At 71.2% G+C, this 24,222-nt stretch carries 19 protein-coding genes; 12 read left to right on the plus strand and 7 right to left on the minus strand.

Annotation, left to right across the window (positions count from 1 at the left end; all coding sequences use genetic code 11):
* Nucleotides 1-151: 151 nt before the first annotated feature.
* Complete coding sequence (locus ASG87_RS01225) at nucleotides 152-970, minus strand: phosphatase PAP2 family protein (RefSeq protein WP_082582674.1); 819 nt, start codon at nucleotides 968-970, stop codon at nucleotides 152-154.
* A gap of 152 nt (nucleotides 971-1,122) precedes the next feature.
* On the opposite strand from ASG87_RS01225, the gene ASG87_RS01230 reads away from it, so the two are divergent.
* From ASG87_RS01230 to ASG87_RS01255, 6 genes are all read left to right on the plus strand, one after another.
* Entirely contained in the window at nucleotides 1,123-2,211 is a 1,089-nt protein-coding gene (locus ASG87_RS01230; protein WP_055999570.1) for an AraC family transcriptional regulator, read from the plus strand.
* 149 nt (nucleotides 2,212-2,360) lie between these two features.
* The gene (locus tag ASG87_RS01235) at nucleotides 2,361-3,602 is read left to right on the plus strand and encodes a parallel beta-helix domain-containing protein (protein ID WP_055999573.1); all 1,242 of its coding nucleotides are present in this window, start codon (nucleotides 2,361-2,363) and stop codon (nucleotides 3,600-3,602) included.
* 5 nt (nucleotides 3,603-3,607) lie between these two features.
* Nucleotides 3,608-4,759: an SO2930 family diheme c-type cytochrome gene (locus tag ASG87_RS01240; protein ID WP_055999576.1), complete on the plus strand. Its 1,152-nt coding sequence runs from the start codon at nucleotides 3,608-3,610 to the stop codon at nucleotides 4,757-4,759.
* Nucleotides 4,760-4,831: 72 nt separating this feature from the next.
* On the plus strand, nucleotides 4,832-7,297 hold the full coding sequence (locus ASG87_RS01245; protein ID WP_055999579.1) for a TonB-dependent receptor: 2,466 nt from the start codon (nucleotides 4,832-4,834) through the stop codon (nucleotides 7,295-7,297).
* A gap of 3 nt (nucleotides 7,298-7,300) precedes the next feature.
* The gene (locus ASG87_RS01250) at nucleotides 7,301-8,710 is read left to right on the plus strand and encodes a coniferyl aldehyde dehydrogenase (RefSeq protein WP_055999583.1); all 1,410 of its coding nucleotides are present in this window, start codon (nucleotides 7,301-7,303) and stop codon (nucleotides 8,708-8,710) included.
* Between the two features lie 453 nt (nucleotides 8,711-9,163).
* Complete coding sequence (locus ASG87_RS01255) at nucleotides 9,164-9,613, plus strand: hypothetical protein (RefSeq protein WP_157510821.1); 450 nt, start codon at nucleotides 9,164-9,166, stop codon at nucleotides 9,611-9,613.
* Nucleotides 9,614-9,793: 180 nt separating this feature from the next.
* On the opposite strand, the gene ASG87_RS01260 is transcribed toward ASG87_RS01255, so the two are convergent.
* Nucleotides 9,794-11,218 carry an outer membrane protein transport protein gene (locus ASG87_RS01260; protein ID WP_055999587.1) on the minus strand — a complete coding sequence of 475 codons (1,425 nt, stop codon included), beginning with the start codon at nucleotides 11,216-11,218 and terminating at the stop codon, nucleotides 9,794-9,796.
* Nucleotides 11,219-11,461: 243 nt separating this feature from the next.
* On the opposite strand from ASG87_RS01260, the gene ASG87_RS01265 reads away from it, so the two are divergent.
* The gene (locus ASG87_RS01265) at nucleotides 11,462-11,755 is read left to right on the plus strand and encodes a YcgL domain-containing protein (protein ID WP_055999589.1); all 294 of its coding nucleotides are present in this window, start codon (nucleotides 11,462-11,464) and stop codon (nucleotides 11,753-11,755) included.
* Between the two features lie 68 nt (nucleotides 11,756-11,823).
* Nucleotides 11,824-15,285 (plus strand): ankyrin repeat domain-containing protein, encoded by a 3,462-nt coding sequence (locus ASG87_RS01270; protein ID WP_055999592.1) that lies wholly within the window; start codon nucleotides 11,824-11,826, stop codon nucleotides 15,283-15,285.
* A gap of 66 nt (nucleotides 15,286-15,351) precedes the next feature.
* Here ASG87_RS01270 and ASG87_RS01275 read toward each other — a convergent pair whose 3' ends face one another.
* A complete protein-coding gene (locus ASG87_RS01275) occupies nucleotides 15,352-17,184 on the minus strand; it encodes a monovalent cation:proton antiporter-2 (CPA2) family protein (protein ID WP_056000237.1) in 1,833 nt (610 codons plus the stop codon).
* Between the two features lie 248 nt (nucleotides 17,185-17,432).
* A complete protein-coding gene (locus tag ASG87_RS01280) occupies nucleotides 17,433-18,314 on the minus strand; it encodes a LysR substrate-binding domain-containing protein (RefSeq protein WP_055999595.1) in 882 nt (293 codons plus the stop codon).
* 105 nt (nucleotides 18,315-18,419) lie between these two features.
* Between ASG87_RS01280 and ASG87_RS01285 the strand changes: the two genes are divergently transcribed.
* From ASG87_RS01285 to ASG87_RS01295, 3 genes are all read left to right on the plus strand, one after another.
* Nucleotides 18,420-18,749 carry a carboxymuconolactone decarboxylase family protein gene (locus ASG87_RS01285; protein WP_056000240.1) on the plus strand — a complete coding sequence of 110 codons (330 nt, stop codon included), beginning with the start codon at nucleotides 18,420-18,422 and terminating at the stop codon, nucleotides 18,747-18,749.
* Nucleotides 18,746-19,321, plus strand: a complete 576-nt coding sequence (locus tag ASG87_RS01290) for a DUF4865 family protein (RefSeq protein ID WP_055999598.1) — start codon at nucleotides 18,746-18,748, stop codon at nucleotides 19,319-19,321. Before ASG87_RS01285 ends, ASG87_RS01290 begins: the two co-directional genes overlap by 4 nt.
* A gap of 198 nt (nucleotides 19,322-19,519) precedes the next feature.
* Entirely contained in the window at nucleotides 19,520-19,900 is a 381-nt protein-coding gene (locus tag ASG87_RS01295) for a tautomerase family protein (RefSeq protein ID WP_055999601.1), read from the plus strand.
* 192 nt (nucleotides 19,901-20,092) lie between these two features.
* Here ASG87_RS01295 and ASG87_RS01300 read toward each other — a convergent pair whose 3' ends face one another.
* The gene (locus tag ASG87_RS01300) at nucleotides 20,093-21,010 is read right to left on the minus strand and encodes a cyclase family protein (RefSeq protein WP_055999604.1); all 918 of its coding nucleotides are present in this window, start codon (nucleotides 21,008-21,010) and stop codon (nucleotides 20,093-20,095) included.
* Nucleotides 21,011-21,102: 92 nt separating this feature from the next.
* Here ASG87_RS01300 and ASG87_RS01305 point away from each other — a divergent pair, with 92 nt between their 5' ends.
* The gene (locus ASG87_RS01305; RefSeq protein ID WP_055999607.1) at nucleotides 21,103-21,960 is read left to right on the plus strand and encodes a LysR family transcriptional regulator; all 858 of its coding nucleotides are present in this window, start codon (nucleotides 21,103-21,105) and stop codon (nucleotides 21,958-21,960) included.
* Nucleotides 21,961-21,963: 3 nt separating this feature from the next.
* On the opposite strand, the gene ASG87_RS01310 is transcribed toward ASG87_RS01305, so the two are convergent.
* Complete coding sequence (locus tag ASG87_RS01310; RefSeq protein WP_055999610.1) at nucleotides 21,964-22,902, minus strand: alpha/beta hydrolase; 939 nt, start codon at nucleotides 22,900-22,902, stop codon at nucleotides 21,964-21,966.
* Nucleotides 22,903-23,039: 137 nt separating this feature from the next.
* On the minus strand, nucleotides 23,040-24,032 hold the full coding sequence (gene hemB / locus ASG87_RS01315; RefSeq protein WP_055999613.1) for a porphobilinogen synthase: 993 nt from the start codon (nucleotides 24,030-24,032) through the stop codon (nucleotides 23,040-23,042).
* Between the last annotated feature and the right edge of the window lie 190 nt (nucleotides 24,033-24,222).

Raw genomic sequence — 24,222 nt, forward strand, 5'->3', positions numbered from 1 at the left:
GGAGGCAGCGCGTTTCCATGCCGTGGTCGAAGCGTCGGCACCGCAGTTGCGTCGCGTGCATCCGTGCGCTCGGTAGCACGAATGGGTCGCCCGGTTTCCGAGGTGGCAGCGCGAATGTAGTCATCCGCCGCGCTCCTGCCGGAGCAGCGCGTCAGTAAGGCGCCCGGACGATCAACGCCTTCTCCGCCGCACACTTCGCGCCATCCATCGGCGGTGCCGACCGGCGATACGCCGCCAGCTCGTCGCGGGCCGACTCGACGTCGCGCTCGAACGCCGGCTCGCCGTGCAGGGTCGCCACGATGGTCGCCGCGTTCATCGCGCCGGCCTCGATCGCGCTGAAGTTGTGTGCGCCGCAGACCACCCGGCTGTCGGCGAAGGCGCGGGCGCGCAGGGCGACGTCGGTGGCGCGGTCGGGCGCCAGCTCGGCGAGGATCAGGCCGACGGTCCAGCCCCAGGTGGCATGGCCCGAGGGGTAGTCGAAGCTGTGCGCCAGCTTGTCCTTCGGCTGGCACACCGCGCCGTCGTCGATCTGGAACGGCCGCAATCGATGATTGGCCCGCTTCGCCGGCGCGGTGGCGCGATCCGCGTCCTCGCCGGCCCGTTCGAGCAGGCCGGCCAGCCGCGGCAGCTTCGCCGCGTCCAGCGGCACGCCGACGGCGCAACTGAAGTGGCGCAGCATGGCCGGCGTGCCGCCTTCCACGTCGCCGGTCGCCAGCGCCCAGCGCGGCGTGCCCTCCAGCCGGCGGGTATCCCTGAAGATCCGCCGGTCCGCCTCGTAGCGGGCGGAACCCGCCTGCGGCGCCTGCGGAAGCACGTCGACCACCCGCGGCAACGCTGCCGGCGCCAGATAGCCCGCCGGCTCGCCGGAAGCGGCAGGCGCCGATGCGACGGGTTGACCGGCGGTCGAGCAACCGGCGAGGAGCGCCCCTGCCAGCAGCAGGACCGGACAAGTCAGGAATGCGTGGCGCATGTGATTCGGCATGACCGTTTCTCCCGGGGCATCGGCGGCTCGGAACGCGAGCGGTGTTGTGCAGCGCGCAAACGGCGCGGCGCCTACGCATGCTATAGAAACTCCCTCGCCGCCGGCCCGTGCCGGTCGGCCCACGTTGGAGCGTTCGCAGCATGGCACGTCCCGCCGGCATGATCGGCCTGTCACACGGCGTCGGCCCGTCGCTGGCCTGCGCCGACGATCCGCGCTACACCGCGGCGGAGTTCCCCTCGAACAAGCTGTTGTACCTGATGCAGCTCGCCGATGCGCGCGGCATCGACGCGCGCGCATGGTTCGCCGGCCTGGCGCTGTCCCGCGCGCAGATCGCCGACCCGGCGCTGCGCGTGTCCTACCGCCAGGCCAGCACCTTCGTGCGCCGCGCGCTGGCCGCGCTGGACGTGCCCGACGCCGGCCTGCGCATCGGCAGCGAGGGCACCATCGGCGGCTTCGGCCTGCTCGGCCTGGCGATGATGACCTCGCGCAGCTTCGGCGAGGCGATGCAATCGGGCATCCGCTACCACAAGATCTGCGGCTGCCTGCTCGACCTATCCTTCGAGGTGGTCGACGCGCACGCCGTGGCGCTGGTCGCCTCGCCGCAGTTCGGCGACACCGCGCTGCTGCCGTTCTTCTGCGAGGAGCTGTTCGCCAGCTCGCTGATGATCTCGCGCGAGCTGGTCGGCCCCGAGCTGCGGCCGCTGCGGGTCGAGCTGAGCTACCCGCGGCCGGACTACGCCGACGCCTACGCCGGGCTGTTCCAGTGCGAGCTGCGCTTCGGGATGCCGCAGAACCGCCTGCTGATCGATGCCCGCTGGCTGGCGCATCCGCTGCCCGGCTACAACCCGCTCACCGCGAAGCAGGCGCTGGCGCTGTGCGCGCAGCAGCGCACCCCGGACGGCGGCGAGCCGCACCAGGAGATCGTCGCCGCGGTGGAGCGCCTGCTGCGCAGCCAGTTGCGCCAGCAGCCCAAGCTCAACGACGTGGCGCGCACGCTCAACCTCAGCGAACGCTCGCTGCGCCGCAAGCTGGCCGAGAGCGGGCGCATCTTCCGCGAGATCCACGACCGCGTGCGCGCCGAGCGCGCGCTGCAGCTGCTGCAGGCCGGCACGCTGAGCGTGGCCGAGATCGGCAGCGAGGTCGGCTTCAGCGACCCGCGCGAGTTCCGCCGCGCGTTCAAGCGCTGGACCGGCATGCCGCCGCAGGATGCCCGCCGCGCGGCCACCTGAGCGGCCGGCGGCAGCCATGCTGGCCGCGCTGCCCCCCGTCGGGTGGCCGTTCTGCCCTCCCCAGCCGCGGCGGTTTGCGTGACAGTCCCATCCAGGCCGCGCCATGCGCGGCATCCGCAGATTCCGTTCGAATGGGGAGTTCAACGATCATGCGCAAACTCGTTCTCGCCGCCGCGCTGGGCGCGGCCCTCGCCGGTTGCGGCAAATCCGAAGCGCCGCCGCAGAATGCCGCCGACGCCAGCTTCGAGGCCAAGCTGCAGGAGCAGTTGCTGGACGCCAAGCCCGGCAGCGTGATCGATATCCCGGTCGGCCACTACACGCTCAAGCGCGGCCTCAGCCTGCGCACCGACGGCGTCACCCTCAAGGGCGCCGGCATGGACAAGACCGTGCTGTCGTTCAAGGGCCAGGTCGTCGGCCCCGAGGGGCTGCTGGTGAACGCCAGCGACTTCACCATCGAGAACCTCGCGCTGGAAGACACCAAGGGCGACGCGCTGAAGATCAACCAGGGCAGGAACATCACCATCCGCGGCGTGCGCGTGGAATGGACCGGCGGCCCGAAGACCACCAACGGCGCCTACGGCCTGTACCCGGTGAAGACGCAGAACGTGCTGATCGAGAACTCGGTGGTGATCGGCGCCTCCGACGCGGGCATCTACGTGGGCCAGTCGGACAACATCGTGGTGCGCAACAACCGCGCCGAGCACAACGTGGCCGGCATCGAGATCGAGAACTCGACCCGCGCCGACGTCTACGGCAACACCGCCACGCAGAACACCGGCGGCATCCTGGTGTTCAACATGCCCAACCTGTCCAAGGCCGGGCACAGCACGCGCGTGTTCAAGAACAAGGTGTTCGACAACAACCTGGGCAACTTCGCCGCCAAGGGCGCGGCGGTGGCCAGCGTGCCGGCCGGCTCGGGCGTGGTGGTGAACTCCAACGACAAGGTGGAGATCTTCGACAACGACATCGCCGACCACAAGACCACCAACATCATCATCTCCAGCTACTTCTCGACCAACTACTACAACACCCGCGGCGTGGCGGCCGACTACAACCCGTACCCGAAGGGCATCTTCGTCTACGGCAACCGCCTCAAGGGCGGCGGCGACTCGCCCGACGGGGTCGACTTCAAGATGCTCAAGACCGCCGTGTACGGCCTCACCGGCCACTTCCCCGACGTGCTGTGGGACGGCTACTTCGACGCCAAGGACATCGTCGGCGGCCTGCCGCCGCCGGCCGACCGCATCTGCATCCACGACGTCAGCGGCGTACTGAACGCGGACGGCCCGCACGGCTACAAGAACCCCAGCACCGACACCAAGCCGTACGACTGCACGCTGCCGAAGCTGCCGCCGGTCGTGCTGGACCCCGAGCCCAAGGCGCAGGGCTGAGATCGATGACGTTCGCGAAACACGCATGGCCGGCGCTGGCCCTGTTGCTGCTGGCCGGCTGCCATCGCGGCATGGAGCCGGTGGCGTTCCACGCCGAGGGCCGCCCGACCACGCTCGCCGAATGGCACGTGGTCGAAGCGCGCGGCGGCAAGCTAGAGCTCAACGACGGCGTGGTGCCGTACGACCTCAACACGCCGCTGTTCACCGACTACGCGCACAAGCTGCGCACGATCTGGATGCCCAAGGGCACCACGGCGAAATACCACCCCACCGACACCTTCGACTTTCCGGTCGGCACGGTGATCAGCAAGACCTTCTATTACCCGCGCGCCTCCGGCGGCCAGCCCGGCGACGTGATGCGCACCGGCGACTACTCGCACGACTTCGCCGGCGAGGGCCTGGACCTGTCGAAGGTGCACCTGGTCGAGACGCGCATCCTGGTGCACCGCCAGGACGGCTGGGCGGCGATCCCCTACGTGTGGAACGAGGCGCAGACCGAGGCCACCCTGGCGCGCACCGGCGCCGTGCTGCCGCTGACCCTGGTCGACGACGCTTCCGGACAACCCGCCCGCGAGGACTTCAACTACGTGGTGCCCGACGAGAGCCAGTGCCAGAGCTGCCACGCGCAGGACTGGATCGACCGCAGGGTGCACCCGATCGGCCCGAAGGCGCGCCACCTCAACAAGGACTACCACTACGCCGGCGGCGACGAGAACCAGCTCGCCCACCTGGCGAAGCTCGGCTACCTCGGCGGCCTGCCCGCACCGGCCGAGATCCCGCGCGACGCGAACTGGGAAGACCCGCACGCGCCGCTCGACGCGCGCGCGCGCGCCTACCTCGACATCAACTGCGGGCATTGCCACAACGCCAACGGCGCGGCCAACACCACCGGCCTCACGCTCGACTACGGCACGCCGGAAGACCGCCACCTGGGCATCTGCAAGCCGCCGACCGCGGCCGGCCAGGGCACCGGCGACCACTTCTTCGACATCGTGCCGGGCCAGCCGGACGAATCGATCCTGCCCTACCGGCTCGCCTCGAAGGAGCCGGGCGTGATGATGCCGGAGATCGGCCGCAGCACCGTGCACCGCGAGGGCGTGGCGCTGATCAAGGCATGGATCGCGGCGCAGTCGGGGAGCTGCACGACGATCCACTGAGGCAACCGTTACCGCGACACGACCTGCGTGCGGCCACGGCCGCACGATCCGATGCAAGGGGAGAGCAACGGCATGAGCATGCGTCAACGTCCATTATCGATCAGCCTGCGCCGGTTGCTGTTCGGCGGCAGCGCGCTGCTGCTGTGCGCGCCGGCCGCCTTCGCCGCCGCGCCGCAGGAGGCCGCCGGCAGCCAGGCCGACGCCGCCGACCCGGCCAAGGCCAAGCTGCTGGGCAACATCGTGGTCACCGCGCAGAGCCGCTCGCAGGAAATGCAGGAGGTGCCGATCCCGCTGCAGATCGTCACCGCCAAGCAGGTGGACACGCTGGCCGCCACCGACCTGAGCCGGATGGACATCTTCGTGCCGGGCCTGGTGGTCAGCGGCGACCAGCCCACCCAGCCGAGCTACCAGTTGCGCGGCATCCAGACCAGCGACTTCGGCGTCGGCACCGAATCGGCGGTGGGCGTATACATCGACGGCGTCTACGCGGCGCGCTCCGGCGGCGCCCTGCTGGCGTTCAACGACATCGCACGGATCGAGGTGCTGAAGGGCCCGCAAGGCACGCTGTTCGGCCGCAACGCGGCGGCCGGCGCGATCTCGATCGTCACCAACGAGCCCTCCGACCGCTTCGAGGGCAAGGCGCGGCTGCGTTTCGGCAATTACGGCCGCCGCTACGGCGACGCCCTGCTCAACCTGCCGGTCAACAAGGACATGGCGCTGCGCGTGAGCGTGCTGGACAACCAGAGCGACGGCTGGATCAAGGACGCGGCCAGCGGCAAGCGCTACGGCAAGGACGACGACTGGGGCAGCCGCGTGGCCTGGCGCTGGAACGTCACCAGCAATACCCGCGTGCTGCTGTCGTGGGACCACGAGCGGCTCAAGCAGCCGCCGAAGCCGGCGATCGGGCTGATCCCGCTGGACGCCGACTCCAACCAGCGGCCGCCGTTCCCCGACGATCCCGCGGGCTTCCTCAACCCGCTGCACGCGCGGCTCTACAACGACACGGTGGACGCCGCCGAGACGCGCCGCTTCGACGGCGCCACGCTGAGCATCGACCATTCGTTCGACTGGGGCAGCCTCACCTCGACCACCGCATGGCGCCACTTCAACACGCTCAACCGCGGCGACTACGACGGCACCAACCACATCGTCAGCTACCTCGACACCGCCAACATCGAGCGCAACACCAGTTGGTACCAGGAGTTCAAGCTGGCCGGCAGCAACGACCTGGCCGACTGGGTGGCCGGCGCGAGCTGGTACGACGAGCGCGCGCGGCAGACCAGCCAGACCAACATCTTCACCGACAGCCTCGACACGCTGGTGCGGAACGTGATGGGCCTGGGCACGCCGCTCACCGACATCAGCAACGGCCTGGCCGCGATGGACGTGCCCTACACCCTGCTGGGCGACCCGTGGCACGAGGCGATCAGCAACGTCGGCCGTTTCAAGGCGTACGCCGGCTACGGCGACGTGATCTGGCACCTCACCGACCGCCTCAACATCACCACCGGCATCCGTTACACGCGCGACCAGAAGAGCTTCTCCTGGTACAACATGCCGCGCCGCGCGGACGAGTTCGACGCCACCGTGGGTGCCCTGCGGCAGGCCGGCGTGATCGACATGCTGCCGCCGGAGGCGCAGTTCGCGCTGGCCGCGTTCGGCAGCAACGTGATCTTCAACGACGGCAGCGGCGCGCCGATCGGCGTGCTGGCGAAGCGCAGCGACCGCTGGAGCAACCTCAGCCCCCGCGTCGTGCTGGACTACAAGTTCACCCCCGACGTGATGGGCTACGCCTCGGTCACCAAGGGCTACAAGGCCGGCGGCTACAACAGCGTGCAGATCGGCTCGCGCTTCGCGCCGGAGAAGGTGATCAACTACGAGGCCGGCCTGAAGACGGTGTTCCCCGACCAGCACCTGCTGCTCAACGGCTCGGCGTACTACTACCGCTACGACAACAAGCAGTCGCTCACGCTCGATCCCAACAGCGCCGGCTCCGGCGTGCCGCGCTACCTGGTCAGCAGCACCGACCAGCAGGCCAAGGGGCTGGAGCTGGAGGCGCAGTGGCAGCCGGTGGACGCGTTCCGGCTCAGCTTCACCGGCGCCTGGATCGACGCCACCTACCGCCACGCCGTCGCGGCCTCCGGCGTGGACCTGAGCGACCAGCCGACCGGCGAGCCGAAGGTCTCGTTCGCCGCCGGGCTGTCCTATACCTGGCGCAACGTGGCCGGCGGCGCGCTGCAGTTCGACCTGTCCCACGCCTACCGCGGCAAGTCGCGCTGCAACCGCGATTCGCAGCTCCAGGGCGAGTGCCAGATCAGCCCGAACTTCGACAACGGCGCCGCCCAGCAGCGGACCGACGCGCGGCTGGACTGGAGCTCGGCCGGCGACCACTGGGGCGTCGCGCTGTACGCCAACAACGTGTTCGACAAGCGCTACGTCACCGGGGTCAGCAACATCACCAGCAGCGTATTCGGCACGCCGTATGCCACTATCACGCCGCCACGCATGTGGGGCGTGGAGCTGCGCGCGAAGTTCTGACCTATGACCGACGCCATCGACCTGAGCGCCACCCTGCAACGCCTGCGCGACGCGCAGGCGCGCGAGCCGCGGCCCGCGTGGCCGGTCCGCGCGCGGCGGCTGCGCACGCTGGAGACCATGCTGCGCGAGCAGCGCACCGCGTTCGCCGCGGCGATCTCGGCCGATTTCGGCCAGCGCCCGGTGCAGGAAACCGACCTGCTGGAGATCTTCCCCAGCCTGTCGGCGGTGCGCCACGCGCTGCGCCACGGCCGCCGCTGGATGAGGCCGAGGCATGCGCTGGCCGACCTGCTGTTCCTGCCCGCACGCACCCTCACCCTGCCGCAGCCGCGCGGCGTGGTCGGCATCATCGTGCCGTGGAACTACCCGCTCTACCTCGCCGTCGGCCCGCTGATCGACGCGCTCGCCGCCGGCAACCGCGTGATGCTGAAGATGAGCGAGCACACGCCGCGCTTCTCGGCGCTGTTCTCCGAGCAGGTGGCGGCGTATTTCGCGCCGGACGAAGTGGTCGTGGCGACCGGCGACTCCGCGGTGGCGCAGGCGTTCGCCGCGCTGCCGCTCGACCACCTGCTGTTCACCGGATCCACCGCGATCGGCCACCAGGTGATGCGCGCGGCCGCGGCCAACCTCACCCCGGTGACGCTGGAGCTGGGCGGCAAGTCGCCGGCCCTGATCGGCCCCGGCGCGCGCTTCGGGCACGCGGTGGAACGCATCCTGTTCGGCAAGCTGGTCAATGCCGGGCAGACCTGCATCGCGCCCGACTACGTGCTGCTGCCGCGCGCGCGCGTGGACGACTTCGTGGCCGCCGCGCGCGCCGCCGCCGCGCAGATGTATCCCGACCTGGCGCGCAACGACCAGTACGCCAGCATCGCCACCGACCACCACTACCAGCGCCTGGCCGGCCTGCGCGACAGCGCCGTGGGCGACGGCGCGCGCAGCGAGACGCTCAGCGACGCCTCGCCCGATCCCGCCCGCCGCCTGCTGCCGCCGCTGCTGCTGGCCGGGGTGCACGACGGCATGCGCGTGATGCAGGAGGAAATCTTCGGCCCGCTGCTGCCGCTGGTGCCCTACGACAGCCTCGACGAGGCGATCGCCTACATCAACGCCCGCCCGCACCCGCTCGCGCTGTACCTGTTCGAGCAGGACCAGGCCCGCATCGACCAGGTGCTCCTGCGCACCCAGGCCGGCGGCGTCACGGTCAACGACACGCTCTACCACATCGCCCAGCACGGCCTGCCGTTCGGCGGCGTCGGCGCCTCGGGCATCGGCGGCTACCACGGCGAAGCCGGCTTCCGCACGTTCTCGCACATGAAGCCGGTGTTCCGGCAGGCCCGCTTCAACGGCGCCGGCCTGCTCAACCCGCCGTACGGCGCACGCTTCCGGCACATGCTGGAGTGGCTGCTCAAGCGCGGATGACACACGCCTGCGGCGCCGCCGCAGGCTGACCGAGCGCTCCGTTCCCCGCTTTTCGGCGCGCTGGCGTCCGCTGTCCGCGCAACGCTATCGTGCCCGCCGCATCCCGGGCGGGCACGTAAGCTGCGCCGCGCGATCCAGGCACCAGCCGAAAAGGAACCCTATGGATTTTGCAGTGAAGTCCGCCATCGCCCTCCTGCTGGCCGCCGGCCTGGCGAACGGCGTCGCCGCATTGCCGGCCGAGGCCGCGACCGGACCCGGCACCGCGAGGGACCCGCCCGCAGCGGCGCCGGACCGTGACGTCACGCGCAAGGATTTCTTCGTCGGAAGCGCGCCGGGAACGCGCATCTTCGTACGCGAAGTACTAACGGCATCGGCATCGGCCACCTCGTCACCCTCAACAGCCTGTATCCGGTCGACGCGGGCTGGCCGTTGCGGGGGGCCGGCGCGGGGCCGGTGGACGCGTACCGCCTGGTCGGCGAGGACGGCTTCCTGAGAAGGTGGACCCAGTCCATCCCGCTGCCGGACAAGACGCAGTGGCGCGATCCGGACATGGCCAGTACGTATGCCCTCATGGGCCTTGCCAGCGATCCGGAGAGCTATCTTCGCCGGCCGGTCGAGGCAAGGATTCCGTTGTGCTACTGGCCCGAGAGCCTTCGCCTCAGCCACGGCGAACGGCTCTGGGATCCCGCGGCCGTCCGCGTGCCGGTGCTGGCGATTCGCGGGGCGCGCGATTTCTGGTCCCGCCCGGAAGGCCTCGCGTTCGTGAAGCACGCGTACGTGAATGCCCCGAGGGTCGATACGCTCACCATCCCCGATGGGACGCATCTGCTGTTCCTGGACCGCCCGGAGCGCGGGCGCACGCGCTTCATCCAGGGCGTGCTTTCGTTCCTGGCCGACGAGTGATCGCGCAAGCCGGCACTTTCCCGCCCTGGGTCGCCGGATGCGCCGTACGAGTCCGGAGATCCGGCGACTTCAGGCCGGCACCGCACGACCCGGGCTGCCGCCTCGCTGAGGATCCTCCATGAAAAAAGCCTCCCCGCTGCCGGGGAGGCTTTTGCCTGACCATCGCTCCCGCCGGAGCGATCAGAACTTGTACTGCGCCGACAGGCTCAGCAGGTTGCCGTAGTCGTCCGACTCGCCGGTCAGCACGTCGCCGGTGGCGCTGCGCGCGCCGTTCAGGTGGGCCTTGTTGACGAAGATGTGCGCGTACGAGGCGTTCAGCTCGAAATGCTCGCTGGCCTTGTAGCCGATGCCCACCGTGGCGAACTTGCGGGTGGAGTCGGGCACGCGCGGGCTGCGGGTGGCGGCATAGGTCGGCGTGGTGTCGACCGAGACGCCGGCGCGCAGGGTCACCTTGTCGTTGAGGTAGTAGTCGCCGCCCACCGCCGCATACCACGTGTTGCGCCAGTTGTAGGTCTCCACGCTGTCAGGCTGCGCCGGGTTGCCGTACTTCACGCGCAGTTCCTTGAACACGTCCCACTTGGTCCAGGCCAGGTCGATGCCGAGGCCGAACTTCTCGGCCTGGTGCCAGTAGCTGGCGCTGGCGATCGCCGGGGTGGTGAAGTTGGCCTTGCCGGTGGTGTGCGTGAACGGCACGCCGCCGGCCAGCAGCGGCGCCACGGCCGGGTTGGACAGCAGGGCGGTGACGTTGGCCGGCATCTGGAAGTTGCCGGTGCCCGACAGCTTGTGGTCGATCTTGGAGTGGTAGTTCAGTGCCAGCCGGTCGTTCGGGGTGAGCTTCCAGTAGCCGCCGAGCTGCCACCCGTAGCCCCAGTCGTCGCCCTTGATCTTGGCGCGGCCGTCGCTGCCCGGCGGCACCACGATGCCCACCTGCTGCAGGAAGGACGGCGGCAGCGCGCCGGCCGAGACGCCCTGCTGCGCCAGGCCCAGCGCCACCATGTTGAAGTTGACCGCCGAGGTCAGCTCGGCCGAGGTCTTCTGCGCGATCACGCTGGCGCCCAGCGAGAACGTGTCGCTGACGTCGAACGAGCCGGACAGGGTGGCGTCGAACGACTGGAACTTCGACTTGATGGCGTTGTAGCGGCCCATCCAGTCGTTGTCGTATTCGGTCTGGAAGCCGAACGGCACCGACAGGCCGAAGCCCAGGTGCGCGCGGTCGGAAAGCTTGGTGGCGAAGAACAGCGCCGGCACCGGCAGCGTGGTGCCGGCATCGCCGCCCTTGCCGCCGCTGATCGGGCGGCCCAGCGCGTCGTGGGCGCTGCCGCTGAACTTGGTGCTGAAGTTGATCGCGGTGACGTCGGCCTGCAGGTAGGTGCCGTCGAGGTCGGTCATCGCGGCCGGATTGTTCGCCACGACCGAGACGTCGCCGCCGGCGGTGGCGGAGCCGGCATAGGCGCGGCCCATGCCCTTGGCGCTGTTCTCCTTGAGCTGGAACGCGCTGGCGCTCGCGTCCTGCGGCACGGCCAGAGCGCCGACGACGGCGAGGCTCAGCGCGGCGAGCGCGAGCGGGCGGGCTGCGCCCGAAAGGGAACGGAAAGAGATCTGCATCGCTTGCTCCTGCTTATCGTTGGGTCCGGCACGGGGTCATGGCGGGAAGGCCAGGCTCTCGAAATATTTTCATACGCCCGTTTGACATTCCCGCGCGACACTCTGCCCAGCCGTCCCGAGCCTTGCAAGTGCGACCGCAACAATCGGCGCCGGCCGCCGCCGCCGCGCCGGGCCAGCGCGCTCCGGCGCTGCTACTCTTCACGATCCGCCATCCGCCATCCGCAGCCGCCGCCGGAGAGCCCCATGCACTGTTTCGTCTACGCCAGCCGGCGCAAGCCCGACAGCTACCTCTGGCTGGCCGCCCGCGACCAGTTCGGCGTGCTGCCCGAATCGCTGGCGCTGCTGCTCGGCGACCTGCGCTTCGTGCTGGAGGTGCACCTGGACGAGCAGCGCAAGCTGCCGCACGAGGACACGCTCGCGGTGCTCGAACACCTGCGCACCCAGGGCTGGCACCTGCAACTGCCGCCGCAGGAGACGCTGGCCGTCGCCAACCACCCGCCCTACCAGCGCACGCCGCCGGACCCGCGCGACAGTTGAACCGTCCGTGCCGTCCCGGTTAACGCCGGGTTACCGTCTGCGCTGCCAACGATTTCTATACTCGTCCCATGAATCTGCCCAAATCGCGTCGCCGCCCGCCTCCCTTCCTGCAATCGCTCGCCTGGTTCGTACCCGGATTGGCCGCGGTGGCGCTCGCGGCCCTGGGCACGCACCCCCTGGTGCTGGTGCCGCTGCTGGCGGCCAACGCGCTGACCATGGCCGCGGTATGCCACGCGATCGGCTTCGACCCCGAGCCCAGCTTCGTCCGCACCGTGCTGCGCCGGGGCGCGGCGCACCTGGTGATGTTCACCGGCTACGTCGCGCTGGTGTTCCTGCTGATCGCCTGGCCGATGCTGATGCTCAACCAGGCGCCCAGCCTGGGCGCGGCGCTGGGCCTGTCGGCGGCGCTGGTGATCGCGCTGGTCGCGCTGTGGCGGATCTGGCCGGCGTTCGGCCTGGTGTTCGTGTGGGACGACGCCTATCCCGCGCAAAGCGACGGTTCGTGGATCTTCACCGCTACCGCGCGCAGCCTGTCGTTCGGCCGCCACCTGTCGCGCGAGGAACGCTTCTTCACCCACTTCCTGCCCGCCGCGCTGGCCCTGCTCGCGCTGGCCTTCGTCGCGATCGCGCTGACCGGCCTGTACGGCCTGCTGCCGTCCGAGCTGCGCATCGCCGCGCTGGCCGTGTACGGCGTGGTGCTGCTGCCGCTGGGCTGCCTGGTGATCGCCAACCGCACCCTGCGCGCCCTGCTGTGCGAGCGCCGGCATCCGCGCCAGCCCGGCGACGGCGCGCCGCTGTCCGCCCCGGCGCCGGTGCGCGCACCGCCCGTGCTGAGCGAGCAGGAGCGCATCGCCGGCACGCCGGAGCAGTCCCTCGCCCTGCTCGCCGCCACCCGCGACGGCGACATCGAGCGCGCGCTGGCGCTGGTCGAGGCCGGCGCCGACCCGAACACCGTCCCCGCCGAGGGCGACCGCGACCAACGCCCGGTGCTCACCCTCGCCGCGCTGCTGCCGGACACCCGCCTGCTGCGCGCGCTGATCGCCAAGGGCGCCGACGTGAACCGCGCCAGCGGCGGCCTCACGCCGCTGCTGGCCGCCACCCGCGACAGCTGGCACGGCCGCGCCGAAGCGGTGATGACCCTGCTCGCCAACGGCGCCAGCCCGCTCGCCACCGATGCCGAGGGCAACACCGCGCTGCACGGCGCGGTGCTCAGCGGCGAGCCGATCGTGGCGGCGATGCTGCTGGACGCCGCCGCGCCGGTGAACGCGCTCAACCGCGCCGGCATCGGCCCGCTCACCGCCGCCTGCCGCGCGGCGAACTGGCCGCTGGCGAAATTCCTGCTCGAGCGCGGCGCCAAGCCGACCCCGCCGGACGGCGAGCCGGCCCTGGTCGCCGCCGCCGGCATCGCCGACGACGACGCCGAGGGCGTCAAGCTGCTGCTCAAGCACCGCGCCGCGGTCAACGCCACCGACGCGCACCACCGCAGCGCGTTGATGGCCGCCGCCGCCGAAGGCCACGAACAGATCGCGCGCGCCCTGCGCGCCGCCGGCGCCGACGTCTCCCTCGCCGACCGCCACGGCAGCACCGCCCTGATGGAAGCCGCGCGCGCCGGCGCCAGCGCGATCGTGCAGTTGCTGGCCGAGGCCGAGCCCGACGCGCGCGTGCGTGACAGCCACGGCCGCGACGCGCTCACCCTGGCATGCCAGTCGCCGCACGCCCACGCCGACACCGTGCGCGCCCTGCTCGCGCTGGGCGCCGAGCCGAAGGCCAGCGGCGGCGACGGGCGCAGCGCGCTCGACCACGCCGCGGCCGCGGGCCGCTGGGACCTGGTCGCCCTGCTCGACCCGGACACCCCGCTGCCGGCCAGCCTCGGTCTGAACGTGCTGCCCGAGGGCGCCGACACGCCGGCGCACCTGCTCGATGCGCTGCGCTTCGGCCACTGGGCCATCGTTTCCGGCTTCGACGAGCGTGTGCGCGGCTGGCCGCAGGCGCAACTGGCCCAGCTCTACCTGGACCTGGCGGCGCCGGGCCTCGGCGCCGCGCGCCGCTGGCTGCTCGAACACGGCCTGGACGCCGAGGCGCGGCTGCAACCGCAACTGATCGACGACGCCGAAACCGCGCAGGGCGAAGACCCCGCCCTGCCCGCGCTCGGCCGCCGCCTGTTCGACGCCCTGCTGCAACGCCTGCCCGGCTCGACCGAGGCCATCGAGGACCTGCTGCAGGCCGGCGCCAGCCCGGCCGGCGCCGGCCTGCTCGCGCAGGCGCTGCAGCGGCTGGACGACAGCGCGCAGGGCGCGGCGCTGCCGCTGGCCCTGCTCGAGCGCGGCGCCGATCCGTTCGGCGCCGACGCACGCGAGCGCACCCCGCTGCACCTGGCCGCCGCGCACCGGCAGCACAGCCTGCTGGAGGCGCTGCTGCAACGCGGCTGCAACCCGAACGCGCGCGACCACGCCGGCCGCACGCCGCTGTTCGCCGCGCTCGAGCACGGTGCGGCGGCGCTGCCGCTGGTGCGCTCGCTGGTCGCCTACGGCGCCGATGCCGAGGCGGTGGACGCCAACGGCGAGACGCCGCTCGGGCTCGCGCTGGAGCATCCCGAGATCGAACGCTGGCTCAACTGGGGCGAGTGGCCGCGCCCGCGCCGCCCGCTGCGCGCGGAAGACCTTCCCGCCGCGGCCAGGGCCGGCGCCGCCGTTGCCGTGCAGCGCCTGCTCGAACTCGGCCATGCCGTCGATACCCGCGACGCCCAGGGCGCCACCGCGCTGCTGCACGCCTGCGGCGCCGGCCACCGCGACGTGGCCGCGCACCTGCTCGCCGCCGGCGCCGATGCCGGCCTGGCCGCGCAGAACGGGGTCACTCCGCTCGCCGCGGCCACCGCCGCGCGGCGCGAGGCGCTGGTCGCCCTGCTGCTGCAGCACCGGGTGCCGGTCGACCAGCGCCTGCCCGGCGAGGGCACCGCGCTGATGGTGGCCGCCGGCATGGGCTACCCGGAAATCGTCGAGCAACTGCTCGAGGGCGGCGCCGACCTCGCCGCCGCCGATGCGCAGGGCCGCACCGCCCTGCACGCGGCGGCGCAGTTCGGCTTCGAGCACAACGACAGCCTGCGCGCGCGCCGCCTGCTCGACGTGCTGCTCAAGCGCGGCGCCGACGTGAACGGCGCCGACGGCGAAGGCAAGACGCCGCTGCTGCTGCTGCTCGGCGCCCACCTGCGCCCGGGCGGCGCTTGCGACGCCACCCACATCGGCGCGCTGGTGCCGGTGCTGCTGGAAGCCGGTGCGAAGCTGGAGCACGCCGACCAGCGCGGTGTCACCGCGCTGCACGCCTGCGCTATGCACGCGCTGCTGCCGCCGGCGCGGGTGCTGCTGTCGCGCGGCGCCGACCGCAACAGCGCCGACGCCTTCGGCCGCACCGCGGCGGACGTCGCCCGCCAGCTCGGCCTCGTCGACATCGCGCACGAACTGGCCGCGCGCAGCGGCGGCGCGATGCCCAGCGTGCGCCAGACCCTGCGCCAGCCGGCACAGCCGGCGGAGTGAACGCCCGCGCCCGGCGCCGCGGCGCCGGGCGTCATGGCGGCGGCCACCGCGGCAGGGCGGCGGCCGTCACTCCCCGGTCAGCGGAGTGCCCGCATCGCGCTCGCGCACACGCTCGGCCTGCGGCGAGGCGTCGGCCTCGAACAGCTTCTCCAGGTCGCTGAGCGCCTCGCGGGTGGTCTGCACCAGCTTGGTCTCGTCGTCGTAGACCAGGTACTGCGCCTTGATCAGCTCGGCGTCCTGGCGGCGGAAGCGCTCCACCTGGTCGGCCGCCTGCTCCGGCGACAGGCCCAGCGCCTCCAGCGTCTTGCGGCTCATCTTCAGGCTGGAGTACAGCGTCTCGCGCACCGGCTCCTCCACGCCCAGGTCCATCAGCCGCCATACGTGCTGGCGGTTGCGCGCGCGCGCGACGATCTTCAGGTGCGGATACTGCCGGTGCACCACGCGCGCCACGCGCAGGCTCGATTCGGGATCGTCGCTGGCCAGCACGAACACCTCGGCCTTGTCCGCCTGCGCGGCGCGCAGCAGTTCCGGCCGCGCGGGATCGCCGTAGAAGATGTCGGTGACGTTGCCGAACCGCTGCACCAGGTCGAGCTGCTCCACCGAATGGTCCAGCGCCACGAACGGGATGCCCTGCGCGCGCAGGATGCGCGCGACGATCTGGCCCATGCGGCCGTAGCCGGCGATGATCACCCGCGGCACGTGGGTGTCGATGGTGTCGTAGGCGCGCGCGGGCTTCTTCGCCTTGCCGCCGAGCAGCTTCGCCAGCAGGGCCACCAGCAGCGGCGTCAGCGCCATCGACAGTGAGATCGCCAGCACCAGCAGGTTCTGCTGGCGGCCGCTGATCAGGCGCTGCTCGGTCGCCAGCTTCAGCACCACGAAGGCGAACTCGCCGCCGCAGGCCAGCAGCACCGCCAGGCGCAATGCCTCGGCGCGTTCGAGCTGGCCGACGATCCGCCCCAGCGGCCACAGCAGCAGGCCCTTCAGCAGCAGCAGGCCGCCCACCAGGGCCAGCACGTTCAAGGGCTGGCGCAGCAGCAGCGACAGGTCCATCGACATGCCGACGCTGATGAAGAACAGCCCGAGCAGCAGGCCCTTGAACGGCTCGATGTGCGATTCCAGGTCGTGCCGGTATTCCGAATCGGCCAGCAGCACGCCGGCGAGGAAGGCGCCGAGCGTGGACGACACGCCGGCCAGCTCCATCAGCCAGGCGGTGCCCATCACCACCAGCAGCGCGGTGGCGGTGGAGACCTCCACCGCGTCGGCCTTCGCCACGAAGCGGAACACCGGGCGCAACAGGTAGCGGCCGCCGACCACCACCGCCAGGATCATCCCGACCGTGCGCAGCGTGCCCATCAGGTCGACCCCGTGCTTGGCCGACGAACTGGCCAGCAGCGGCACCATCGCGATCAGCGGGATCGCCGCCAGGTCCTGGAACAGCAGGATCGCGAACGCCTGCCGCCCGTAGGCCGAGCCGACCTCCTTGCGCTCGGCCAGGATCTGCAGGCCGAACGCGGTGGACGACAGCGCCAGGCTGCCGCCAATGATGGTCGCCGCCTTGCCGGTGAGGCCGAACAGGAAATACGCCAGCGCGCCGATCGCCAGGCTGCTCGCCAGCACCTGCAGCAGGCCGGTGCCGAACACCGCGCGGCGCATCACCCACAGCCGCTGCGGCGACAGCTCCAGGCCGATCACGAACAGCATCAGCACGACGCCGAACTCGGAGATCGTCGCCACGCCTCCGGTATCGCTGACCAGTCCCAGCTCCTGCGGGCCGATCACCACGCCCGCCACCAGGTAGCCCAGCACCGAGCCGAGGCGGAAGCGCTTGGTCAGCGGCACCGCGATCACCGTGGCGAGCAGGAACACCAGCGCGGTCTGCAGGAAATGATGGCCGTCCACGGGGTACTCCACTCGGGGAACCGTGATTATTCCATGTCCGGCCGCGCCGCCGCCGGGCAAGCACGCGCCGTGGGTCGCATCTCCGCGCTGCGCGTACGGCAGAGGAGATATGCGACGCCGTCCGGGATGCATCGGGCTACGCGGCTCGCGCGGCGCGGCAGGCCACACGCAACGAACCCGCAGCCGGCCCGACGGGGGACGACGATGCAATCCCGCGATGAAAGGCCGCGGCGCGCGGCGGGCGGTGCTCACGCCATGCCTTGCAGCCCCTGCACCAGTATCCCGGCCAGTCGCGCCACCGCCGGCGGCGGTTCCGCCTCGGCCCGGTGCAGCGCGAGGCCCAGCACCGGCAGCGCGGGCAGGCCGGCTTCCTTCGGCGTCAGCGCGCGCACGCTGCCCGGCAGCCCCAGCGGAGTGCGCACGCTCACGCCCAGCCCTGCCGTCACCGCCGCCCAGGTGCCGGCGAGGCTGGCGCTGGTGAACGCGATGCGCCACGCGATGCCGGCGCGGTCGAGCGCGTCGATCGCCGCGCTGCGCAGCAGGCACGGCGACTCCAGCACCACCAGCGGCAGCGGCTCGCCGCGCGGCCGGCGCAGCGGCGCTTCCCCGGCCGGGCCGATCCAGCGCACCGGCTGGCGCCCCACGCGCTCGGCATGCGGGCTGCCGCCCGCGCCGGTTTCCCAGGCCAGCGCCAGGTCCAGCCGGCCCTTGTGCACGCCTTCCAGCAGCTCCGCGTTGCGCGCGATGCGCACCTCGATGCGCAGCTTCGGGTGCGCCCGCGCGAAGCGTCCCAGCACGGCGGGCAGCAGGCTCTCGCCGAAATCCTCCTGCAGCCCAAGCCGTACGCGCCCTTCCAGTGCCACGCCGCGCACCGCGGCGGCGGCCTCGTCATTGAGCTCAAGCAGGCGCCGCGCGTAGCCGAGCATCGCCTCGCCGGTCTCGGTCAACGCCAGGCCGCGGCCGGACTTGCGCAGCAGCGGCGTGCCCGCCTGCCGTTCCAGCTTCTTCAACTGCGCGCTCACCGCCGAGGTGGAGCGGCCCAGCCGGTCCGCCGCCTGCGCGAAGCTGCCCAGCTCGACGCCGGTGGCGAAGCTGCGCAGCACGTCGATGTCGAAGTCGATGCGGGGCATTCGAATAATCCTCTTTTTCGGGATCATTGATTCGATATTTCCCGATTTTCAGGATTACCTTGGCGCGCTAACGTGGCCGCCGTCAAGCAAACCAAGGAGCACACGATGAATCCCACGGCTTCCGACGTCGGCCAGCGTACGATGGGCGGGATCGCCCCGAAGCTGGCCGAGCTCACCGACCGCGTCCTGTTCGACGATGTCTGGCACCGGCCCCTCCTCGGCCCGCGCGAGCGCAGCCTCATCACGGTGGCCGCGCTGGTCGCGCTCAACCGCACGGAGCAGTTGCCGTTCCACCTGCGCCGCGCGCTCGACAACGGCCTCGTCCGCGACGAGCTGGCCGAACTGGTCACCCACCTGGCCTTCTACGCCGGCTGGCCCTGCGCCGCCTCCGCCGTCTCCGCGCTGCGCGCGCTCGACGGGGAGCCGCAGCCATGATCGCGATGCAGTACGGCTTCACCCTGCCGGCCGACTACGACATGGCGATCATCCGCCGCCGCATCGCCGACAAGGGCCACCTGCTGGACGACTTTGCCGGCCTCGCCTTCAAGGCCTACCTGCACGCCGCGCGCGACGACCGCGAACTGCCCAGCCGCGACAATCTCTATGCCCCGTTCTACCTGTGGCGCGACGGCGACGGCATGAACGCCTTCCTCGGCGGCGCCGGCTTCGCCGCGCTGGCGCGCGATTTCGGGCGCCCGGCCGTACGCACGTGGCTGCCGTGGCAGGCGGAGCTGGCCGAAGACCTGCGCGATGCCGCCAGCGCCACGCGCGAGCGGATCGCCGTCCCCGCGCACGCCGACCTGGGCGAACTGCGCCGCACCGAAGCCGCCGCCGCGCGGCAGGACCGCGCGGACGGCGCGCTGGCCGCGATCGCCGCCTACGATCCCGCCCGCTGGACCCTGCTGCGCTTCCGCCTGTGGCCGACCCTGCGCCCCGACCTCGCCCGCGAAGGCCGGCAGCTCTACCGCGTCGGCCACGTCTCGCAACCCATCGCACCGCACCGATAACCGGCCAACCGCTCCACGCCATCATGCCCTCGCCCTCATGCCCCTCACCGTCATTCCGGCGAAGGCCGGAATCCAGTGAAACATTCCGTGCGAAGCACTCGAAACAGGTTTTGCGTGCTTCGCACGAGTTGCTCGACTGGATTCCGGCCTTCGCCGGAATGACGGCGGTGGGGCCGGCACCTTCCAAGGAGAACCTCCATGCCTCTCGTCCGCCTCTCCCTGCGCCGCGGCAAGTCCGCCGCCCACCTCGCCGCCCTGCGCAACGGCGTCTACGAAGCCATGCGCGAAACCTTCGACGTGCCGGAGAACGACCGCTTCATCCTGGTCCACCAGCACGACGCCGACGAGTTCGACTGCGACCCGCACTACCTAGGCATCGACCGCAGCGACGACCTGGTGATCGTGCAGATTGCCTGCCGCGATTCGCGCAGCGTGGCGCAGAAGCAGGCGTTCTACCGCCGCGTCGCCGAGAAGCTCGCCGCCGATCCCGGCCTGCGCCCCGAGGACGTGTTCATCAACCTGCTGGAAACGCGGGCGGAGAACTGGTCGTTCGGCAACGGCGTGGCGCAGTACGTCTAGTGGCTGTTCGCGATCCGCCCATCGGTCCGTCTGTTTTCCCGTCATTTCCTGTTCGCCGCCGTTTCCCATCCTCCCGTCATTCCTCACTCCCCGTCATTCCTGCGGCCGTTGAGAGCCGCTGGGATGACGGCTCGCATGGGGATTCGACGGCACCTCACGTGGAGTACTTGGAGATCGGGACGGGCACCCGGTTCACCCCAGCCGCGCCCACGCGCGCACCGGGAAACTGCCCATGCCCTGCGCGCGCATGGGCACGGCCGAGAAGCGCAACCCTTCGGCCGGCAGGGCGGCGAGCGAGGCCAGGTTCTCCACGATCGGGATGCCGGCGGCCAGCAGGATCGAGTGCGCGGGGCGCCGCAGATCGTCGGTATCGTCGATGTTGAGCGCGTCGATCCCGACCAGCCGCGCACCTCGGTCGCGCAGGAAGGCCGCGGCGTCGCCGGCCAGGAACGGGCCGCCCTGCGCGTAGGCCGGCGTCCCCCAGTGCGCGCTCCAGCCCGTATCCAGCAGCACCGCACGCCCGGCCACGTCGACCGCGCCCAGCGCATGACGGTCGATGGCGCGGCCGCGCATGCCGTGCAGACGCACCACCACGGCCGCCACGTCGGCGATGGCCGACAGCGGCAACACGGACACGTCCGGCTGCCCCGGATAGCGGTGGAACGGCGCGTCGATCGCGGTACCCGAATTGGCCACCATCTCGATCCGCCCGATCTGGAAGCTCACGCCCGGCGCATAGCGCCCAGCGCTGGCCGCATGGCCGAGATGATCGGCGATGCGCGGCGCCGGCAGCCCGGGATACGCACCCTCGCCGTCGCGCACCACGTGGGAGAGGTCGAACAGGTCGCCGCGCGCCGCATCGCCGCCCGCAGCGGCCGGCGCCCCGGCGCGACGCTTGTGCGGCTCGGCGACGATCCGCTTGTCGAGGATGCGTACCGCCCCGACCATCAGCAGGCGCAGGTCGCGCACGATGAAATCGGCCAGTTCGTCCTCGCCGATGTCGTCGCCGTCGATGTCGAGGCGGAAGCCCTGGCCCTGGATGCCGCCGCCGTTGGAAAAGTCGACCTCGAAGTCGAAGCACACCCGCCGTTCGTCGCCTGCCGCCCGCATGGATTCGTCCCGTTGCCGTGGTTGCGCCCATCCTGGCCTTGCGCCACGATCAAGCAAAACGAATTTTTCTTTCCATTGTCATAAGAAAAACGATGATCAGCGACCTGGACCTGGTGCGCACGTTTCTGGCCGTCGTCGAGGCCGGCTCGTTCAGCGCGGCGGCGCCGGGCGTGTACCGCTCGCAGGCCGCGGTGAGCCAGCAGGTGCGCCGGCTGGAAACGCAACTCGGCATGACGCTGTTCGAGCGCGGCCACCGCGAAGTGGCCTTGAGCGAGGCCGGGCGGCGCTTCCTGCCGCACGCGCGCCGCCTGCTCCAGGCGGGCGAACAGGCGCATCTCGCCGCCCGCGGCATCGAGCGGCGCACGATCCGGATCGGCGTGGCCGACGACCTGGCCGCTCCCCTGGCGATGCCCGCGCTGGCCGCGCTGCTCGCGCAGGACGCCGCACTCGCGTTCGAGGTCGTCACCGGCGCCACGCGCACCCTGCACGCACAACTCCCCGCTCAACTGGACGCGGTGGTGGGCCTGGCGATTCCGCGGCTGGCGGAAGGCGGCGAGCTGGCGCGATTGCGACTGGGATGGTTCGGCCGCTGGCACGGCAGCGGCAGCCTTCCGCTGGCGCTTTGCGGCGAAGGCTGCCTGCTGCGGCGGCAGGCGCTGGCCGCGCTCGACCGCGCCGGCCGACCATGGGAGCTGCGCGTGGCCGCCTCGAACATGGGCGTGGTGGAGGCCGCGGCCGCGACGGGCATGGCGGTCGGTCCGCTGCTCGAAGCCGCCGCGCCGGAGGGCCTGCCTCGCGTGGCCGGCCTGCCCTCGCCCGGCGACATCGGCCTGCGCCTCTACGCCTCGCGGCGCATGGACGAGCGCCTGCTCGAGCGGCTTGCCGCAGCCATCCGCCGGCAGGCCAGGACCCGTGCGCGACGCGCGCGGAAGCCGGGCGCAACCGGATAGCGCTCAGTGCGGCAACATGCCGATCGTGCGCATCCAGTCCTCGGCCAGGGCGGGCCAGCCGGTGATCGGCTGCGCCGTGCGCCGCAGGCCGAACGCATGGCCGCCGTGCGCGTACAGGTGCATTTCCGCCGGCACGCGCGCCTTCGCCAGCGCGGCGTAGTAGACCAGCGACTGGTTCACGCCATCGACGTAGTCGTCTTCCGCCTGCACCAGGAACGTGGGCGGGGTCGCGCCGGTAACCGGCACGTTGGGGTTGAACCTGCCGTCGTCGAACGCGAGGTGGCCGGGGTAGATCGCCATGGCGAAATCCGGCCGGGCGCTTTCGCGGTCGGCCGCATCCACCGCCCCGTACAGCCGGCGCTTGAACTGCGTGCTGGTTTCGGCCACCAGGAAACCGCCCGCGGAGAAGCCGATCACGCCGATGCGGTGCGGGTCGACATGCCATTCGGCGGCATGGAAACGCACCAGTCGGATCGTCCTCTGCGCGTCTTCCAGCGACGGCATCGACAGATCGTGGTTGTGGGGACGGCAATCGCAGTGCCAGTCGTAGGGCGCGCTCGGCACGCGGTACTTCAGCAGTACGCAGGTGATGCCCTTCGAGGTGAGCCAGTCGCACGCCTCGGTGCCTTCGAGGTCGATGGCCAGCCCCGCGAAACCGCCGCCCGGGAACACCACGACCGCCGTCCCGCGGTTCTGCCCCGCGGGCGCGTACACCGTCATCGTGGGGCGCGACACGTTGTAGACGCCCGTCACCGTCTTGCCGCCGAGCAGCTTGGTGCCCGTCCTCACCGATTCCGGTCCCGGCAACGGTTGCGCATCGGGCACGGCACCCGGCCACAACGCGATCTGCGTGTGCCCGGCGGCGGGCTGCCAGACATCGTTCTTCGCCTGCGCGCCGGCGCATGCCAGCAGCAGGCACAACCCTGCGATCCACGGTTTCATTGGCGCTCTCCGCCCCGGCGCGCGGCCGGGTTGCACGATCCGACCGGAAAAATCGGGAATCCCCTGTTTCTCCATCGTGCACGCGGCGACGGGCCTTCAGCCGTCGCTTTCGTGGATTTTCCCGGGCAGCGGCGCGGTTACTCGCCGCGCAGCCAGCGCGCGGCATCCACCGCGTAATAGGTGAGGATCGCATCCGCGCCGGCGCGCTTGAACGCGGTGAGCGCCTCGAGCACCACCGCCTTCTCGTCCAGCCAGCCGTTCTGCGCGGCCGCCTTCAGCATCGCGTACTCGCCGCTCACCTGGTAGACGAAGGTGGGCATGCCGAAGGTGTCCTTCACCCGGCGCAGCACGTCCAGATACGGCAGGCCCGGCTTCACCATCACCGCGTCGGCGCCCTCGGCGATGTCCAGCTCGACCTCGCGCAGCGCCTCGTCGGAGTTGCCCACGTCCATCTGGTAGGTGTGCTTGTTGCCCTTGCCGAGGTTGGCCGAGGAACCCACCGCGTCGCGGAACGGGCCGTAGAACGCCGAGGCGTACTTGGCCGAGTAGGCGAGGATGCGCGTGTGGACGTGGCCGGCTTCCTCCAGCGCGTCGCGGATGGAGCCGATGCGGCCGTCCATCATGTCCGACGGCGCCACGAAATCCATGCCGGCCTCGGCCTGCGCCAGCGACATCCTGATCAGCGCCTCGACGGTGGGCTCGTTCATCACGTAGCCGTCCGCGTCGATCAGGCCGTCCTGGCCGTGGGTGGTGTAGGGGTCGAGCGCGACGTCGCCGATCAGGCCCAGCTCCGGGTACTTCGCCTTCAGCGCGCGGGTAGCGCGGTGCATCAGGTTGCCGGGGTTCCACGCTTCGCGTGCGTCCTCGCTCTTCACGTCCTGTCCCGGCGACGGGAACAGCGCCAGCGCCGGGATGCCCAGCCGCACGCATTCGCCGGCCAGCTTGAGCAGTTCGTCGATGGACAGGCGATCCACGCCCGGCATCGACGGCACCGGCTCGCGCCGGCCTTCGCCCTCGATCACGAAGGCGACCATGATCAGGTCGGACGGCAGTACGGTGTGCTCGCGCATGAGTGCGCGGGAGAAGGCGTCGCGGCGCATGCGGCGCATGCGGATGGCGGGGAAGCTCATGGCGGGGACTCGTCGAACGGTATCCGCCCATTCTAGCGCCGACTGCCGGGGCGCCGCCGCGGACAGTTTGCCGCGCCGGGGGTTCGCTGTACCCGCTATACACATGCCCGTCATTCCTGCGAAAGCAGGAAACCAGTGCCTTTGGGTCTTCGAAGGGACTCCAAGTCGCTGGATTCCTGCTTTCGCAGGA

Source organism: Frateuria sp. Soil773, assembly GCF_001428405.1.
Classification (GTDB): domain Bacteria; phylum Pseudomonadota; class Gammaproteobacteria; order Xanthomonadales; family Rhodanobacteraceae; genus LMSL01.

Bases quoted from the DNA above. Each gene is read 5' to 3' on its own strand.
- hemB (WP_055999613.1), bottom strand. From the start codon at position 24,032: ATGAGCTTCCCCGCCATCCGCATGCGCCGCATGCGCCGCGACGCCTTC.
- ASG87_RS01225 (WP_082582674.1), bottom strand. From the start codon at position 970: ATGCGCCACGCATTCCTGACTTGTCCGGTCCTGCTGCTGGCAGGGGCG.
- ASG87_RS01290 (WP_055999598.1), top strand. From the start codon at position 18,746: ATGATCGCGATGCAGTACGGCTTCACCCTGCCGGCCGACTACGACATG.
- ASG87_RS01245 (WP_055999579.1), top strand. From the start codon at position 4,832: ATGAGCATGCGTCAACGTCCATTATCGATCAGCCTGCGCCGGTTGCTG.
- ASG87_RS01280 (WP_055999595.1), bottom strand. From the start codon at position 18,314: ATGCCCCGCATCGACTTCGACATCGACGTGCTGCGCAGCTTCGCCACC.
- ASG87_RS01305 (WP_055999607.1), top strand. From the start codon at position 21,103: ATGATCAGCGACCTGGACCTGGTGCGCACGTTTCTGGCCGTCGTCGAG.
- ASG87_RS01300 (WP_055999604.1), bottom strand. From the start codon at position 21,010: ATGCGGGCGGCAGGCGACGAACGGCGGGTGTGCTTCGACTTCGAGGTC.
- ASG87_RS01285 (WP_056000240.1), top strand. From the start codon at position 18,420: ATGAATCCCACGGCTTCCGACGTCGGCCAGCGTACGATGGGCGGGATC.
- ASG87_RS01240 (WP_055999576.1), top strand. From the start codon at position 3,608: ATGACGTTCGCGAAACACGCATGGCCGGCGCTGGCCCTGTTGCTGCTG.
- ASG87_RS01265 (WP_055999589.1), top strand. From the start codon at position 11,462: ATGCACTGTTTCGTCTACGCCAGCCGGCGCAAGCCCGACAGCTACCTC.
- ASG87_RS01295 (WP_055999601.1), top strand. From the start codon at position 19,520: ATGCCTCTCGTCCGCCTCTCCCTGCGCCGCGGCAAGTCCGCCGCCCAC.
- ASG87_RS01230 (WP_055999570.1), top strand. From the start codon at position 1,123: ATGGCACGTCCCGCCGGCATGATCGGCCTGTCACACGGCGTCGGCCCG.
- ASG87_RS01235 (WP_055999573.1), top strand. From the start codon at position 2,361: ATGCGCAAACTCGTTCTCGCCGCCGCGCTGGGCGCGGCCCTCGCCGGT.
- ASG87_RS01260 (WP_055999587.1), bottom strand. From the start codon at position 11,218: ATGCAGATCTCTTTCCGTTCCCTTTCGGGCGCAGCCCGCCCGCTCGCG.
- ASG87_RS01250 (WP_055999583.1), top strand. From the start codon at position 7,301: ATGACCGACGCCATCGACCTGAGCGCCACCCTGCAACGCCTGCGCGAC.
- ASG87_RS01310 (WP_055999610.1), bottom strand. From the start codon at position 22,902: ATGAAACCGTGGATCGCAGGGTTGTGCCTGCTGCTGGCATGCGCCGGC.
- ASG87_RS01270 (WP_055999592.1), top strand. From the start codon at position 11,824: ATGAATCTGCCCAAATCGCGTCGCCGCCCGCCTCCCTTCCTGCAATCG.